This window comes from Streptomyces sp. NPDC056835, from assembly GCF_042789485.1.
GTDB lineage: Bacteria > Actinomycetota > Actinomycetes > Streptomycetales > Streptomycetaceae > Streptomyces.
The window spans coordinates 112,645-128,429 of record NZ_JBHUBB010000005.1 but is presented as its reverse complement, the minus strand read 5'-3'; the positions used below and the strand labels follow the sequence as shown (position 1 = coordinate 128,429).

Sequence of the window (15,785 nt, the reverse complement as noted above, 5' to 3'; positions counted from 1 at the left end):
TCTCCCAGTACCGCCAAGCGGGTTGAACCGCCGTCGAGGCCGGCGGTCGGGTCAGCGGTGTCGGAATTCGGTTCGGGAGGCAGCACATTGTTGCGACGCATCAACGGTACGGCGCTCATCATCGCGGCACTGGTCGTCACGGTCGGGGCCCTGGCCTTCCCCGTATGGTCCTACGCCGACCGCTCCGGCACCGGTCAGGCGAATCTCAACGCGTCCAGCGTGGCCACCCAGTGGGGCCCGCTCTCCGCGACCGACCGCGATCTTCTGGTGAAGGTGCGGCTCGCCGGGCTCTGGGAGCTGCCGGCCGGACAGCAGGCCATCGAACGCGCCCCCAGCCAAGCGATCAAGGAGTGCGGTGACCATCTGGTCATCGGCCACACCGATCTCGACAAGCGGGCCCGCGATGTCGCGGCGAAGCTCGGGGTCGAGCTGCCGAACCAGCCGAACGAGCAGCAGCAGGGCTGGCTCAGGGAACTGTCGGCGGCCACCGGCCAGGAGTACGAGCGGAAGTTCGCCAATCTGCTGCGCAATGCCCACGGCAAGGTCTTCGCGTTGATCGCGCAGGTCCGGCACACCACCAGAAACACGCTGATACGGCAGCTGGCGAGTGACGCCAACCAGACCGTGCTGGACCACATCACGATGCTGGAGGCCACCGGCATGGTCGACTTCGACTCCCTCGCCAACGAGGCGGCGGGCACCATGACAGCCAGCCCGACCGGACCGCCGCCCCCGAACGGGAATCTGCCGCCCGCGCCGGACGCGGTGGCGCCCACCGGCAACGACACCTTCACCTCCCGGCCCTCCACCCAGCCGGGCGCTCCGACGGCGATCAACACCGACCGGCCGGCGCCGGGGACCGACCCGTAGAGCTCCGTCCGCCACCCGGGATCCGTCCGGCACTCACGAAACCCGGCGGCGCGCGTGGAACCTCAAATCAACCTCTGAACGTCCCCCTCTGCGGATTCATCGGCGCGCCTCGGGGTCATTACCTCCCCACCGCGCCCGTCGCGGACAGGGGAAGACCTCGGACACCGAGGAGGGGGAGCCATGAACGACACACCACAGCTGGGGATCGGCATCGGCTGGCGCCCGGAGATCGCGGACACGGTCGAGGCGCTGTCCGGTGTCGACTGGGTCGAGGCCGTCGCGGAGAATCTGTGCCCCGGCCATCTGCCCGACTCGCTGGTACGGCTGCGGGAACGCGGCGTCACCGTCGTACCGCACGGGGTCTCGCTCGGCCTCGGCGGAGCGGACCGTCCGGACGCGGGGCGGCTCGCGGATCTCGCGGAGCGCGCCCAGGCCCTCGGCTCCCCCCTGGTCACCGAGCACATCGCGTTCGTACGGGCCGGCGGGGCGCTCACCGCGTCCCCCGTCCTGGAAGCCGGTCATCTGCTGCCGGTCCCGCGCACCCGGGACGCCCTGCGCGTGCTCTGCGAGAACATACGGATCGCCCAGGACTCGCTGCCCGTGCCGCTCGCCGTGGAGAACATCGCCGCGCTGATCCGCTGGCCGGACGAGGAGATGAGCGAGGGGCGGTTCCTCGCGGAGCTGGTCGAGCGCACGGGCGTACGGCTGCTGATCGATGTCGCCAATCTGCACACGAACAAGGTGAACCGGGGCGAGGATCCGGCGAAGGCCCTGGACGAACTGCCGGTCGAGGCCATCGCGTACGTCCATGTCGCGGGCGGGATCGAGCGCGACGGCGTCTGGCACGACACACACGCGCACCCGGTCACCGCGCCGGTACTTGACGTACTGGCCGAGCTGCGCGCCCGGGTCGCCCCGCCGGGCGTCCTGCTGGAACGGGACGACGACTTCCCGCCCGCGGCGGAGCTGGCCGGTGAACTCACCACGATCCGGGAGACGATCACGGCCACGACCACGGCCGTCGCGCCTCCGCGTCCGGTGGCGCCGGGTGCGGGTACGGGGACAGGTCAAGGGGTGACGGAGGAGGGGGTTACGGCGGAGCCGGCCGCGAGCGACACCGACGCCGCCCGCGGCCGGCTCGCGCTGAGTGAGACCGCCCTGCTCTCCTCACTGGTCGCCGGTACGCCCGTACCCGAGGGGTTCGATCCGCGGCGGCTGCGCGTGCAGAGCCGGGCCCTCGCCGCCAAACGCGCCGGGGTCATCGCCAAGGTAGCCCCCGAGCTGCCGGAGATCCTCGGCAAGGGCTTCCGCCCGGCGTTCCTGGCGTACGCCGCGCACACGCCCATGCGCGCCGGATATCGCCGCGACGCGCTCGACTTCGCCGAGAGTCTGCTGATCGAGGGGCGGCCCGAGGACTCCGCCGCCCGGCGGCGGCTGACCCTCTGGTGGCGCGAGCGGGCCGCCGCGCGGCCACCGCGCCGGGCGACCCGGTTCCTCCGCGTGGCCCGTACCGCGCTGGTCGGGAGGTGACGGGCGATGACGACCCTCCTCCTCGCCTGCGTCGCTCTCGCGGTCGCCGTCTCCTCCGTCCTGCTGATCGCCGGGGTGGTCAGGTCGCGCGGCGCGGTGACGGGCGCACCCGTCGTCCATGACGTGTGGGAGGCCGCGTTCCTCGGCGGCGGTCCCGGCAGGGTCGTGGACGCCGCGCTCGCCGGGATGCGGGCGGACGGCCGGCTGGCCATCGGCGGCCCCGGCATCGTCGCCGTACTCCGGCCTGTCGCCCATCACCCGGTGGAGCGGGCCGTGCTCCAGGAGCACGCCATGGCGCCCAGCGGCGCCCTGCACGCGCTGCGCCTCGCGGTGATGCGCTCCCAGGCCGTACAGCAGGTGGGCGACGCACTCGCGGCGCGCGGGCTGGTGATGCCACGCGCGCGCACGCGCCCGTGGCGGACCTGGGGCATCACCCAGGGGGCGCTCTGCTTCGCCGCCCTGCCCGTGTCGTTCATCGCGGGCGCGCTGGTGGCCTTCGGTTCCCTGGACTTCGGTCCCAGCGGGATGTGGGCGTTCTCGCTGGTGCCGGTCCTGTTCGGGGGCATGATCACGGGGTTCGTCTGCGCGGCCTTCGCCGGGCGGCGGATCACCGGAGCGGGGCGGCGGGCGCTGCGCGACTTCGTCGCGGGGCTCGCGTACACCGACGCCTCGGCGGCGCACCAGGTCGCGGCGCATGGGGTGGACGGGGTGCCTGACCCGGAGTTGCGGGGGCGGTTGCGTACCGCCGCGCGGATGCGGCCGGGGCGTGACTTCGCACCGGCGGCGCACGCGTCCGCGGTCGTGGTGGCCTGGTGCTCCGGCGCCGAGCCCGGCTCGGGTACGGGATGCGGCGGCTCGGGGTCGGGCTGTGGCGCGAGTTCCTGCGGAGGCGGAGGTTCCGGCGGTTCCGGCGGGGATGGGGGCGGAGGCGGCAGCAGTTGCGGCGGAGGCGGCGGCTGTGGGGGTGGCGGGGGTTCATAAGGGACCGGGCGGTCCCGGCGGTCCGGGCGAGTCCCAGCGATCACGGTAGCCCTGGCGATCCTGGCGGTCCCGGCGGCACATCCCGTACCGTCCGGCCACTGCCCAGACCCTTCGGAGTGGCCGGACGACGCATCGGGGTCATTGCGACCGACACCGCGTACGGATGCTTGTCCGCCCCCGTCCCTCCGCCGACCCTCGGTCCTCGGATCATCCTCCGATCCGCACGCACAGAGGGGTAAGCGATGAGAGCAGTAGCGAAATACGGGGCGCTGGCCACCCTCGGCTCCGTGGTCCTGTCGGCCCTCGTCGTCGTTCCCGCGGACGGCGCCGACGCCACCGGCGCCCAGGCCACCACCAGCGCGGCCCGCGGTGTCGCCCGCGCCGCCCAGCGCGCCGCCACCGCCGGCATCACGTTCGGCGCCTGTCCGAAGGCCGAGCGGCTGCCCGACCCCATCGTCTGCGGTACGGTCGAGGTCCCGCTCGACTACACCGAACCCGACGGCACGACGATCAGCCTCACCGTCAGCCGGGTGCCCGCGAGCGGGAGTCAGGAGCGGCGGCAGGGCGCGCTGGTCTTCAACCCCGGCGGTCCCGGCGCCTCCGGCATGTACTTCCCGATGGCCGCCGAGGTGCCCCACTGGAAGCGGATCGCCGAGGCGTACGACCTCATCGGCTACGCCCCTCGCGGAGTGGGCCGTTCCGCCCCGCTCTCCTGCGAGGATCCGGGGGACCACGTCAAAGCCCCGACGCAGTCCCCCGTCCATCCCTCCGCGTCGTACAAACGGGAGCGGATCGCCGAGGCCAAGGCGTACGCGCAGGGCTGTGCGCGCGCCGCCGGCCCCGCGCTCCCCCACTACAACTCGCTGAACAACGCCCGCGATCTGGATGTGCTGCGCGCGGCGCTCGGCGAGCGGAAGCTGACCTTCATGGGCGCCTCGTACGGGACCTACTTCGGCGCGCTCTACGCGACACTCTTCCCCTCGCATGTGGGCCGGATGGTCCTCGACTCCGCCGTGAACCCGGACCCCGAGCAGATCTGGTACCGCAACAACCTCGACCAGTCGGTCGCGTTCGAGCGGCGCTGGGAGGACTTCCGTACCTGGGTGGCCAAGCATGACGCGACGTACCACCTGGGCACCGACGCCGAGCGGGTACGGCAGAGTTACGAGAGGGTACGCGCGGGAGTCGCGCACAAGCCGGCCGGCGGGAAGGTCGGACCGGGCCAGCTCCAGGCGGCGATGCTCGCGGCCGGTTACTACGACGACTACTGGCCAGCGCGCGCCACGGCCCTCTCCGAGTATCTGAAGGGCAATCAGCAGCCGCTGATCGAGCAGGCCGCGCCCCGTCAGGCCGACGCCGCGGAGAGCGAGAACGCCGGCGCGGTCTATACCGCGATCGAGTGCAATGACGCGCCCTGGCCCACGGACTTCGCGGTGTGGGACCGCGACAACAGCGCGCTGGCGCAGCGCGCGCCGTTCGAGACCTGGGACAACGCGTGGATGAATCTGCCCTGCGCCTACTGGACCGCGCCGCGGCAGCGGCCGGCCGAAGTCCGCGCCCGGCCGGGCCAGTTGCCGCCCACGCTGATCCTGGCGGCGGAGCGGGACGCGGCGACGCCGTACGAGGGGGCGGTGGAGCTGCACGAGCGGCTGGCCGGTTCGGCCCTGGTGACCGAGCGGGACGCCGGTACACACGGGGTGTCGGGCGGCGGCAACGCCTGCGTCACCGCCTATGTGGAGGACTACCTGCTGCACGGAAAGGCGCCGGTGCCGCGCGCCGACTGCGCGCCGCACGCCGAGCCTGACCCGGCGTCGCCGAGACCGGCCGACAGGCTCGTCGAACTGCGGAGCCGGCTCAATCCGGGTGTGCGTCTCTGAGCCGGCACCGAGGCCCGGGCCCCCGGTCCGCGTCGCGTCGCTGCCCCGGCTCACCGCGCCTATCGTGAAAGACACAGCAAAAGACACAGCATCGGTGGCGTCGAGGCGAGACAGACGTGACGGAACCGGAGATCGACTACAAAGCGGTGTTCCAGGCCCTTCCCGGGGCGGTGGTGCTGCTGACCCCGCAGCTGCTCTATATCGACGTCAACGAAGAGTTCCTGCGGCAGATGGGCCGCACTCGCGAGCAGGCCGCCGGCGGCCGCTATATCGGGGACGATTTCGCCCACAGTCCGAGCGACCCCGGCGCGGCCGTGGTGCGCAACATCGTGGCATCACTGCGCCGGGTGGTGGAGACAGGTGAGCGCGAGACGATGATGCAGCGCTACGACAGGGAGGACCCCGAGCGGCCCGGGATGCGGCGAGAACAGTACTGGAGCATGATCAACACCCCCGTCTTCGGCCCGGACGGGCGGGTGGCGCTGCTGATGCACCGGGTGGAGGATGTCACCGAACTCATCCGCGCCCGCGAGGTGGCGCTGAGCCTGCAAGAGGCGATGCTGCCCACTCCCCGCTGCCTCGGGAGCCACCCGTCGGCCGCACGCTACCGGCCCGCCGTCGACACGCTGGACGTGTGCGGTGACTGGTACGACCTGGTGGACCTGGACGGCGACCGCGGCGCGGTCGCCGTCGGCGATGTCGTCGGACACGGTCTGCCCGCCGCCCAGGTCATGGGGCAACTGCGCAGCGCGCTCAGCGCCGCCTCCCGCACCACCGACGGGCCCGCCCGGGCCCTGGAAGTCCTCGGGCTCTACGCCCGCTCCGTCGAGGGCGCCGAGAACACCACCGCGGCCACCGCGTTCATCGACTGGAACACCCACACCATCACCTACAGCAGCGCCGGCCACCCGCCGCCGGCCCTCCTGCACAAGGACGGCACCGTCGAGTTCCTTGACCGGGCCACCGATCCCCCGCTCGGCGCCCGCCCCGAACACGCCCCCCGCCCCCAGGCCACCGTGCCCTTCACCGAAGGCTCCGTTCTCATGCTGTACACCGACGGCCTGATCGAACGCCGCCACGAAGACATCGACACGGGCCTCGCCCGGCTCGCCCGCTCCCTGGCCCACCACCGGGCCGCCGACCCCGAAACCCTCGCCGACGCCCTGCTGGCCGACCTGCTCCCGCCGGGCGGCGTCACCGACGACACCGCCATGGTCATCGTGCGGCTATGACCCCGCTGGTTTGTTCGTGACTCGGTTCCGTACCGACTCGGGTTCCATCGGCCGCGATCGTCGCGGGACCGGGACGAACGGGGAAAGAAGGCGAACCTCCCCCGCAGGTCACCACGTTTCCGCGGGTCAGCGGCCGATGGGAACCCGAAGCCGGACCCGGTGTCGCTGGACGGGCCGGCGAGCGGCCAGGGGCCGCCGGCGATCGTCTGATCTTCCGGGCGGGGTGGCCGGGCCGGCCCACAGCGGGCCGGCCGGCCACCACATCCACAGTGCTTCCGGAGTGCTTCCGGAGGCCGGAGTTACGCGAGTCCCGCCACGAGGTCCGCGACCGACTTGCGGCGGCCCGTGTAGAACGGGACCTCTTCCCGGACGTACAGGCGGGCCTCGGAGCCGCGCAGATGGCGCATGAGGTCCACGATCCGGTAGAGCTCGTCGGCCTCGAAGGCCAGCACCCACTCGTAGTCGCCGAGCGAGAACGAGGCGACCGTGTTGGCGCGCACGTCGGGGTAGCCACGGGCCATCTTCCCGTGGTCGGCCAGCATCCTGCGGCGGTCCTCGTCGGGCAGCAGGTACCAGTCGTAGGACCGTACGAAGGGGTAGACGCTCACATAGTCGCGGGGCGTCTCGTCGGCCAGGAAGGCCGGTACGTGCGACTTGTTGAACTCGGCGGGGCGGTGCAGCGCCATGTTCGACCAGACCGGCTCCAGCCGCTGTCCGAGCCGGGTACGGCGGAAGCGGTTGTACGCGTCCTGGAGTTCGTCCGCGGTCTCCGCGTGCCACCAGATCATGACGTCGGCGTCCGCGCGCAGCCCGGACACGTCGTAGGTGCCGCGTACGGTGACGTCCTTGGCGCCGAGTTGGTCGAACAGCTCCTGGACCTCGTCCGCGAAGCCGGTCCGGTCCTCGGGCAGCACATCGCGCAGTTTGAAGACGGACCACAGCGTGTAGCGGATGACCTCGTTGAGGTCCTTGGCCTTCTTGCCCGCGTTCGGGGTCTTCTCTGGTGCAGCAGTCATGGGGCTATTCTCCCGCGCCCCGTCCCGTGGCCCGCGCCAGGGTCGACGTGTCGATGATCTCGTCGGCCGCGCGCCGGGCGGACGCGATACACGCCGGGATACCGACGCCGTCGTACGCGGCGCCGCACAGCCGCAGCCCCGGGAGCTTGGCGACGGCCTCGCGGATCCGGGTGATCCTGGCCAGGTGGCCGACGGGGTACTGCGGCAGGCCGCCGGTCCAGCGGGTCACTTCCGTGGCCACCGGCTTCGCGGTGAGCCCGACCGCGTCGCCGAGGTCGCGCAGCGACACACCGACGAGTTCGCTGTCCTCGCGCTCCAGTTGCTCCTCCTCGCCATACCGTCCGATGGAGGTACGAAGGACGAAGAGGCCGGGCGCGGCGTCCGCGACCCAGCCCCACTTCCGGGTGGAGAAGGTCGACGCCTTGATCGTGCGGCCGTCGACGGGCGGTACGAGAAACCCGCTGCCCTCGGGCATCGCGCCGAGATCAGCGCGCCGGAACGCCATCGTGACCAGCGCCATCGACGCGTACTCGACCGCGGCGAGTTCGGCGGCGGCTGCCGGGGACTCGTCGGAGAGCAGCGCGGAGGCGGACCAGGCGGGGGTGGCGAGCACCACGCCGTCGGCGGCCAGGGTGCTCCGCTCGGTACGGATCAGCCAGCCGTCGGGGGTGCGTCTGAGGCCGAGGACGGGCGTCTCCACCAGGATCTCGCCGCCGCCCGCCCGTACGGCGTCCGCGACGGCGCCGGGCAGGCTGCCCACACCGCCCGCGATGCCCGCGAAGACCGCGCCCGGCGCTCCGCCGTCGCGCTGCTTGCCCGCGGTCGTGGCCTGGAGGTCGCGCACACCCGCCAGCAGGGAGTCATGGGTTCTGGCCAGCTCGAAGAGCTGCGGAACGGCCGCCCTCATGGAGATGCGGTACGCGTCGCCCGCGTAGACCCCGCCGAGCAGTGGTTCCACCAGCCGGTCGACGACCTCGCGGCCCAGCCGCTGGGCCACGTACTCGCCGACCGGGACATCGTCGCCGACCTCGGTGGGCGGCAGTTCCGGTTCGCGGGCGATCCTGGCGAGCCCTTCGTCGGAGAGCAGCCCGGCGAGGGCGGCGGGGTCGCCAGGCACGCCCATCACATGGCCCTTGGGCATGGGCCGCAGTTTCCCGCGCGTCCACACCGAGGCGGTAGTGGCGGTGGGCGGCTGGAGCAGTTCTCCGAGCCCGACGGCCTCGGCCAGATCGACGGCCTCGGGCCGGCGCGCGAGCATCGACTCGGCCCCGAGGTCGATGGGGACGCCCTCGATCTCGCCGGTCCGCAGCTTGCCGCCGAGCCGGTCGGTGGCCTCCAGCAGTGTGACCCGGACCCCGGCGCCCAGCAGCCGGTGCGCGGCGGCGAGACCGGCGATACCGCCCCCGATGACGACCACATGGCCCGTTGGCGTGTCCACGTGCTGCGCGCTCGACTCCATGCCCCCACTCTCTCAAACCGTCTTGGACGGTCCATAACGAGTCCCGACCGTGACCGCTTCGGGACCGTAGATGAGCATCCATGTCCGGGCGTCGCACGTCGAACCGGCATCACACTCTCATCAACCGTCCCTGGGGGGCCGACATGCGCGCGATGCCAGCGTTCGCGGCAGCACTACTCACTGTCTCACTCGCGCTCGCGGGATGCAGCGCCGACGGTGGCAGTGACAACGCGACGGCGGCGGACAGCGCCGCGAAACCGGTTCAGGAGCGGCAGGCGGACACGGCGGACGCCGGGTCGGGGGCCGGTGCGCCCGCGCCGGGCAGCGAGGGGACGGGCGCCGAGCAGCGGCCCGCGACGGCCGGTACGCAGGTGATCCGCACCGCCGAACTCACCGTGCGCGTCAAGAACACGGAGAAGGCGCTCGCCACGGCGCGGGCCGCGGCGATGAATTCCGGTGGGTTCGTGGAGAACGAGTCCACCGAGCGGATCGAGGGCGACCATGTCGGCTCGCGCATCGTGCTGCGGGTGCCGCAGGACGCGTACGACGAGGTCCTGGCCGAACTGGCGGGCACCGGCACGCTGGTGGCGCGCAAGGCGGACGCGAAGGACGTCACCGACCAGGTGGTCGATGTGAACAGCAGGATCGCCTCGCAGCGGGCGAGCGTCGCGCGCGTACGGGAGTTGATGGACCGGGCGACGCGGCTCAGCGATGTGGTCACGCTGGAGGGCGAGTTGAGTACGCGTCAGGCCGCTCTGGAGTCCCTGCTCGCGCAGCAGGCGTCGCTCAAGGACCGGACGTCCCTGGCCACCATCACGCTGGAGCTCACCGAGGCTCCGGTCGTCAGGAAGGAGAAGACGAAGGAGGAGGACGGTCCCGGGTTCCTGGACGCGCTGGGCGGCGGCTGGGACGCGCTGACCGCGACCGTGCGGTGGATCGGGGTGGTGATCGGCGCGGTGGCGCCGTTCGCCGCCGTGCTCGCGGTGCTCTACGCGCTGTGGCGGCTGGTACGCGGCCGACTGCCCCGCAGGCCGGAGCCGGTACCCGCGCCCTGGCCCACCTCCGCGTCCTCCGCCTCGCCCTCGGCCGAGCCCTCGCCGGCTCCCGACGCGTCGGCCGCTGAGGGGACGCGCGCGGACTGATCCGGATCCGCCCGCGTAGCGTTCCCCGGGAACACGGAAGCGAGAGGGGCGCGCAATGGCGGCGGAGCGCATGGTGGTCATCGGCGGCGATGCGGCGGGCATGTCCGCCGCATCGCAGGCCCGCAGGATGAGGGGACCGGAGGAGCTGGAGATCGTCGCGTTCGAGCGCGGCCACTTCACCTCGTACTCCGCGTGCGGCATTCCGTACTGGGTGGGCGGGGACGTGTCGGGACCGGGTGAACTGATCGCCCGTACGCCCGAGGAGCACCGCGCACGCGCCATCGATCTGCGGATGCGCACAGAGGCCGTGGAGATCGACGTGCCTGGGCAGCGGGTGCGCGTACGCGATCTCTCCGACGGTACGGAGAGCTGGACCGGCTTCGACAAGCTCGTCGTCGCGACGGGCGCCCGCCCGGTGCGCCCGGCGCTGCCCGGGATCAACGCGCCGGGCGTGCACGGCGTGCAGAACCTCGACGACGGCCGGGCGCTGCTGGACACCCTCGGCGGTACGGAAGGCCGGCGCGCGGTCGTCGTCGGCGCCGGTTATATCGGGGTGGAGATGGCGGAGGCGCTGCTGAAGCGCGGTTATCGGGTCACCGTGGTGTACCGCGACGATCACCCGATGGCGACGCTCGACCCCGACATGGGCCGGCTCGTCCAAGAGGCGATGAACGGGATGGGCATCACGACGGTGGGCGGGACGGCGGTCACCGGCATCCGCACCGGCGCGGACGGCCGGGTACGGGCCGTCGTCACCGACGCCGCCGAGTACCCGGCCGATGTGGTCGTGCTCGGCATCGGCGTGGAGCCGGAGACCAACCTCGCCCGCGCCGCGGGTCTACCCCTCGGGCCGCACGGAGGGCTGCTCACCGATCTGGCCATGCGGGTGCGCGGCCACGAGAACATCTGGGCCGGCGGGGACTGCGTGGAGGTCTTCGACCTGGTCTCGGGCGCGACCCGGCACATCCCGCTGGGCACCCACGCGAACAAGCACGGCCAGATCATCGGCGCGAACGCCGGCGGCGGCTACGCGACCTTCCCCGGGGTGGTCGGCACGGCCGTCAGCAAGGTATGCGACCTGGAGATCGCCAGGACCGGGCTGCGGGAGAAGGACGCCCGGCGGGCGGGCCTCCGGTTCGTCACCGCGACCATCGAGTCCACCAACAGCGCCGGTTACTACCCAGGCGCCGCCTTCATGACGGTGAAGATGCTCGCGGAGCACCGTACGGGCCGACTGCTGGGTACGCAGATCGTCGGCCGTGAGGGCGCGGCGAAGCGGGTGGACATCGCGGCGGTGGCGCTGACGGCCGGGATGACGGTGGAGGCGATGATCACCCTGGACCTGGGCTACGCCCCGCCGTTCTCCCCGGTCTGGGACCCGGTGCTGGTCGCCGCGCGCAAGGCGACGACGGCGGTACGGAAGGCGGGGGTGTAGCCGCGGACCGCTCGGGAGTCAGCGGGCGGTCTGGGTGTGTACGTACTCCACGAGCCGGGTCAGGGCGTCCGGGTCCATGCTCGGCAGCACACCGTGGCCCAGATTGAAGACATGGCCCTCCAGACCGGCCGCCGCGTCCAGCACCTCGCGGGTCTTGGTCTCCACCGCCGCCGTCGGGGCGAAGAGCACGGCCGGGTCGAGGTTGCCCTGGAGCGCCTTGCCGGGGCCGACCCGGCGGGCCGCCTCGTCCAGCGGGACCCGCCAGTCGACGCCGACGACATCCGCGCCCGCCTCGCCCATCAGGCCGAGCAGTTCGCCCGTACCGACCCCGAAGTGGATACGCGGGACGCCGTACGGGGCGACCGCGTCGAAGACCTTCGCCGAGGCGGGCAGCACGGAACGGCGGTAGTCGGCCGGGGCCAGGGCGCCCACCCATGAGTCGAAGAGCTGCACGGCGCTCGCGCCCGCCTCGATCTGCACCTTGAGGAAGGTGGAGGTGATGTCCGCGAGCCGGTCGAGCAGATCGGCCCACAGCTCCGGGTCGCCGTACATCATCGCTTTGGTGTGCTCGTGGTTGCGGGACGGGCCGCCCTCCACGAGATAGCTGGCGAGCGTGAACGGCGCGCCGGCGAAGCCGATGAGCGGGGTGGCGCCCAGTTCGCCCGTGAGCATGCCGATCGCTTCGGTGACATACGAGACGTCGTCCGGGGTGAGGTCGCGCAGCCGGGCGAGATCGGCGCGGGTCCGGATCGGCTCGGCGACGACGGGGCCGATCCCGGGCTTGATGTCGAGGTCGAGGCCGATGGCCTTGAGGGGGACGACGATGTCGCTGAAGTAGATCGCGGCGTCGACCTTGTGGCGCCGTACCGGCTGGAGAGTGATCTCGGTGACCAGCTCGGGCCGCATGCAGGATTCCAGCATCGGAATTCCCTCGCGCACCTTCAGATACTCCGGCAGCGAGCGCCCCGCCTGCCGCATGAACCAGACCGGTGTGTGCGGCACCGGTTCACGCCTGCACGCCTTCATAAAGGGCGATTCGTACGGCTTCGTCTGCTGGCCCGAGGGGCGGTCAAAGGCGCTCACGACCAGAATCTTCGCATGTACGGGGAAGCCGCTGCCCCGGCCCGGGTGTCCTTCCCTGCGCGAGACGCGCGTTCCGCCTACTCTTCCCCGCATGGCTGCGGCTCAGGGACAGTTTTCCGATCATTCCAACGGCACCGAGGGAACGGGGGGCGCGGAGGGGGATTCCGGTCCGGCCACGTTCCGTTCGGCGGTCGAAGCACTGCGAACGGCGCGGCTGCGTCCCGAGATCGAGGTCGACCCGACCCCGCCGCCCAAGCGGCTGGCACCGTACGCGTACGCCCTGGAGGCGGCGGTCGTCGACGGCGACGACGACTTGGCGGACGGCCGGCTCATCCTGCTCCACGACCCGGCCGGACATGACGCCTGGCAGGGCACCTTCCGGCTGGTGACGCTCGTACGGGCGGAGCTGGAGCCGGAGATGGCGGCGGATCCGCTGCTGCCCGAGGTGTGCTGGTCCTGGCTGACCGGCGCGCTGGAGGCGCGCGGACTGTCGTACGGGGAGGCCAGCGGCACCGTCACGCGTGCCGGGTCGTACTACTTCGGCGGTCTCGCCGAGCGCAGACCCGCCACGCAGATCGAGATCCGCGCGTCCTGGACTCCGCGCGAGGGCCGGGGCGGGGCGCCCGACGCGGCGGCGCATCTGGCGGCCTGGTGCGATCTGCTCTGCCAGATCGCGGGGCTGCCGCCCGCCTCGACAGGGCCGGCCGCGGGCGGGGCGGACCCGGGCGCCGGCGCGGGTGTGGTGTCACTGCCGCAGCGGCGCGGGCCGCAGGTGTCCTGAGGCCGCGGGTGTCCTGACCGCCCGCACCGCGCCGCCGCGGGTGGGGCCCGTAACGGAATGATCGATCACCCGTCCGAATTGCCCGAATTGTTACTCACCAAATCGTGATCTTTCTCTAAAGGCGGGCGGGATTGCTGCCGAAGAGGTCAATGACCCTTCAAGCACGGATAGCCCCGGCTTCATCCCCCGAGCCGGCCCCGTCCCGCACCTTCCCAGGAGGCCTGGTGTCCGTTCTCCTAGAGCAGCCCGCAAGCCTGGTCGCCTACCGCCCGAACAAGCCGACGGCCATGGTCGTCGTAGCCGACCCACGCGTCCGCTCCACCGTCACCCGCCACTTGTGGGCCCTTGGAGTCCGTGACGTCATCGAGGCGTCGTCCATCGCGGAGGCCCGCCCCCGCGTCGGCAACCCACGCGACATCTGCGTTGCCGACGTCCATCTGCCCGACGGTTCCGGGCTGACCCTGCTGTCCGAGACCCGAGCCGCGGGCTGGCCCAATGGCCTCGCCCTCTCCGCCGCCGATGACATCGGCGCGGTGCGCAACGCCCTCGCGGGCGGTGTCAAGGGCTATGTCGTCACCGGCACCCGTACGAACATCGGCCACCCGGGCCGTCCCGGCGCCGCCCCCATCGGCGCCGGCCAGCGGATGCACCGCCGTCCTCCGGGGGCCCCGAGTCACCCGGGCGGCTACCGGGAGCTCTCCGGCCGTGAGGTCGAAGTGCTCCGGCTGGTCGCCGAAGGCCAGTCCAACAAGGCCATCGGTGTCTCGATGGGCCTGTCCGCACTCACCGTCAAGAGCCATCTCGCCCGGATCGCGCGCAAGCTCGGCACGGGCGACCGGGCGGGGATGGTCGCCGTGGCCCTCCGTACCGGAATCATCCACTGACCACTTCTCGCCCCCACCGCCCGTCGACGGAACGTTCCGTCGACGGGCGCCTTCCGTTCACGGATACCCTTGACAGGTGACCGACGCCCAAGAGACCGCAGCAGAGCCAGCACTGCGAACCACCGGGGGCCAGCGGCGGCAGCCGCTCATGTCGCTGCCCCCGGACGACGTCGAATCGGCGCCGATCCCCTTGCTGGAGCCCCGCGAGGGCATTCCGCCGGTGGTCGCCACCGATGAGGCGCTCGCCGAGGTGATCGCGGCCTTCGCCGCGGGCACCGGCCCCGTGGCCGTCGACGCCGAGCGTGCGTCCGGTTACCGGTACGGTCAGCGCGCCTATCTCGTCCAGCTGCGCCGCGAGGGCGCGGGCACGGCGCTGATCGATCCAGTCGGCTGCCCCGATCTCTCCGGTCTCGGCGAGGTGCTCGCCGGGACCGAGTGGATTTTGCACGCGGCGACTCAGGATCTCCCCTGCCTGCGCGAAATAGGCATGACGCCCACCCGGCTGTTCGACACGGAACTGGCAGGCCGGCTGGCGGGCTTTCCCCGGGTCGGCCTCGGCGCGATGGTCGAGAACGTCCTCGGCTACGCCCTGGAGAAGGGCCACTCCGCGGTCGACTGGTCGACCCGTCCGCTCCCCGAGCCGTGGCTGCGCTATGCCGCGCTCGATGTGGAGCTGCTCGTCGATCTGCGGGACGCGCTGGAGAAGGAGCTGGACCGCCAGTCCAAGCTGGACTGGGCGCACCAGGAGTTCGACGCGATCGCCTCGGCCCCGCCGCCGCCCCCGCGCAAGGACCCGTGGCGCCGTACGTCGGGGATGCACAAGGTACGCCGCCGCCGTCAGATGGCGGTCGTACGGGACCTGTGGACCACCCGCGACCGGGTCGCGCAGCGGCGTGATGTCTCCCCCGGCAAGGTGCTGAGCGACGCCGCGATCATCGAGGCGGCGCTGGCGCTGCCGGTGAACGTGCACGCGCTGACCGCGCTGACCGGTTTCGGCCACCGGATGGGACGCCGGCAGCTGGAGCAGTGGCAGGCGGCGATCGACCGGGCCAGGGCGCTGCCCGACGCGGAGCTGCCCCAGCCGGGCCAGCAGGTGGCGGGACCGCCGCCGCCGCGCTCCTGGGCGGACAAGGACCCGGAGGCGGCGGCCCGGCTGTCGGCCGCCCGCGCCGCGGTCTCGGAGCTGGCCGAGCGGCTGAACATGCCGCAGGAGAACCTGATCACGCCGGACACGGTGCGCCGGGTCTGCTGGGAGCCGCCGCAGGGACCGACGGTGGAGAAGGTGGCGGAGGCGCTGGCGGGCCACGGGGCACGCGCCTGGCAGGTCGAGCAGGTGGCGCCGCTGCTGACGCGTGCGCTGTCGGTGCCGGACTGACCGGCCGTGTCGTACTGACGGTGCGCCCCGCCTTCCGGCGGGGCCGGCCAGTGGTCCGCCGCGGGCCGGCCCCGGTGGTTCACGACGCCTGGGACGCCCGGGGTGGCCACGTCCGCCGGC

13 protein-coding genes are annotated in these 15,785 nt (G+C 72.3%); 10 read left to right on the top strand and 3 right to left on the bottom strand.

Features of this window, described 5'->3' with window-relative positions; genetic code table 11:
• Window positions 1-90: 90 nt before the first annotated feature.
• The 5 genes from ACFRMN_RS07685 (at window position 91) to ACFRMN_RS07665 (ending at window position 6,490) form a co-directional block, all read left to right on the top strand.
• Window positions 91-870, top strand: coding sequence for a DUF4142 domain-containing protein (locus ACFRMN_RS07685; protein ID WP_383014807.1), 780 nt, complete (start codon window positions 91-93; stop codon window positions 868-870).
• Window positions 871-1,050: 180 nt separating this feature from the next.
• Window positions 1,051-2,400 carry a DUF692 domain-containing protein gene (locus ACFRMN_RS07680; RefSeq protein WP_383014804.1) on the top strand — a complete coding sequence of 450 codons (1,350 nt, stop codon included), beginning with the start codon at window positions 1,051-1,053 and terminating at the stop codon, window positions 2,398-2,400.
• A 6-nt stretch (window positions 2,401-2,406) separates the two neighbouring features.
• Window positions 2,407-3,381, top strand: a complete 975-nt coding sequence (locus ACFRMN_RS07675) for a TIGR04222 domain-containing membrane protein (protein ID WP_383014801.1) — start codon at window positions 2,407-2,409, stop codon at window positions 3,379-3,381.
• A 242-nt stretch (window positions 3,382-3,623) separates the two neighbouring features.
• Window positions 3,624-5,258: an alpha/beta hydrolase gene (locus ACFRMN_RS07670; RefSeq protein ID WP_383014798.1), complete on the top strand. Its 1,635-nt coding sequence runs from the start codon at window positions 3,624-3,626 to the stop codon at window positions 5,256-5,258.
• Between the two features lie 116 nt (window positions 5,259-5,374).
• Complete coding sequence (locus tag ACFRMN_RS07665; RefSeq protein WP_383014796.1) at window positions 5,375-6,490, top strand: PP2C family protein-serine/threonine phosphatase; 1,116 nt, start codon at window positions 5,375-5,377, stop codon at window positions 6,488-6,490.
• 299 nt (window positions 6,491-6,789) lie between these two features.
• Here the strand turns inward: ACFRMN_RS07665 and hemQ are convergent, their stop codons facing one another.
• Both hemQ and hemG read right to left on the bottom strand, forming a co-directional pair.
• Window positions 6,790-7,506 carry a hydrogen peroxide-dependent heme synthase gene (gene hemQ / locus ACFRMN_RS07660; protein ID WP_383014793.1) on the bottom strand — a complete coding sequence of 239 codons (717 nt, stop codon included), beginning with the start codon at window positions 7,504-7,506 and terminating at the stop codon, window positions 6,790-6,792.
• A 4-nt stretch (window positions 7,507-7,510) separates the two neighbouring features.
• Window positions 7,511-8,965 (bottom strand): protoporphyrinogen oxidase, encoded by a 1,455-nt coding sequence (gene hemG / locus ACFRMN_RS07655; protein ID WP_383014790.1) that lies wholly within the window; start codon window positions 8,963-8,965, stop codon window positions 7,511-7,513.
• 143 nt (window positions 8,966-9,108) lie between these two features.
• On the opposite strand from hemG, the gene ACFRMN_RS07650 reads away from it, so the two are divergent.
• Window positions 9,109-10,107 carry a DUF4349 domain-containing protein gene (locus ACFRMN_RS07650; protein WP_383014787.1) on the top strand — a complete coding sequence of 333 codons (999 nt, stop codon included), beginning with the start codon at window positions 9,109-9,111 and terminating at the stop codon, window positions 10,105-10,107.
• Window positions 10,108-10,162: 55 nt separating this feature from the next.
• Entirely contained in the window at window positions 10,163-11,542 is a 1,380-nt protein-coding gene (locus tag ACFRMN_RS07645) for an FAD-dependent oxidoreductase (protein WP_383014784.1), read from the top strand.
• Between the two features lie 18 nt (window positions 11,543-11,560).
• On the opposite strand, the gene hemE is transcribed toward ACFRMN_RS07645, so the two are convergent.
• Window positions 11,561-12,625: a uroporphyrinogen decarboxylase gene (gene hemE / locus ACFRMN_RS07640; RefSeq protein WP_383014781.1), complete on the bottom strand. Its 1,065-nt coding sequence runs from the start codon at window positions 12,623-12,625 to the stop codon at window positions 11,561-11,563.
• Between the two features lie 91 nt (window positions 12,626-12,716).
• On the opposite strand from hemE, the gene ACFRMN_RS07635 reads away from it, so the two are divergent.
• From ACFRMN_RS07635 to ACFRMN_RS07625, 3 genes are all read left to right on the top strand, one after another.
• The gene (locus tag ACFRMN_RS07635) at window positions 12,717-13,406 is read left to right on the top strand and encodes a DUF3000 domain-containing protein (protein WP_383014778.1); all 690 of its coding nucleotides are present in this window, start codon (window positions 12,717-12,719) and stop codon (window positions 13,404-13,406) included.
• A gap of 224 nt (window positions 13,407-13,630) precedes the next feature.
• Window positions 13,631-14,290 (top strand): response regulator transcription factor, encoded by a 660-nt coding sequence (locus ACFRMN_RS07630; RefSeq protein ID WP_030350743.1) that lies wholly within the window; start codon window positions 13,631-13,633, stop codon window positions 14,288-14,290.
• A 76-nt stretch (window positions 14,291-14,366) separates the two neighbouring features.
• Window positions 14,367-15,665, top strand: a complete 1,299-nt coding sequence (locus ACFRMN_RS07625; protein ID WP_383014775.1) for an HRDC domain-containing protein — start codon at window positions 14,367-14,369, stop codon at window positions 15,663-15,665.
• Window positions 15,666-15,785: the final 120 nt, after the last annotated feature.

What these genes read in the sequence shown, in the direction of transcription:
- ACFRMN_RS07680 (WP_383014804.1), top strand. Translation starts at nt 1,051, where the DNA reads ATGAACGACACACCACAGCTGGGGATCGGCATCGGCTGGCGCCCGGAG.
- ACFRMN_RS07675 (WP_383014801.1), top strand. Translation starts at nt 2,407, where the DNA reads ATGACGACCCTCCTCCTCGCCTGCGTCGCTCTCGCGGTCGCCGTCTCC.
- ACFRMN_RS07670 (WP_383014798.1), top strand. Translation starts at nt 3,624, where the DNA reads ATGAGAGCAGTAGCGAAATACGGGGCGCTGGCCACCCTCGGCTCCGTG.
- hemQ (WP_383014793.1), bottom strand. Translation starts at nt 7,506, where the DNA reads ATGACTGCTGCACCAGAGAAGACCCCGAACGCGGGCAAGAAGGCCAAG.
- hemG (WP_383014790.1), bottom strand. Translation starts at nt 8,965, where the DNA reads ATGGAGTCGAGCGCGCAGCACGTGGACACGCCAACGGGCCATGTGGTC.
- ACFRMN_RS07650 (WP_383014787.1), top strand. Translation starts at nt 9,109, where the DNA reads ATGCGCGCGATGCCAGCGTTCGCGGCAGCACTACTCACTGTCTCACTC.
- ACFRMN_RS07645 (WP_383014784.1), top strand. Translation starts at nt 10,163, where the DNA reads ATGGCGGCGGAGCGCATGGTGGTCATCGGCGGCGATGCGGCGGGCATG.
- ACFRMN_RS07635 (WP_383014778.1), top strand. Translation starts at nt 12,717, where the DNA reads ATGGCTGCGGCTCAGGGACAGTTTTCCGATCATTCCAACGGCACCGAG.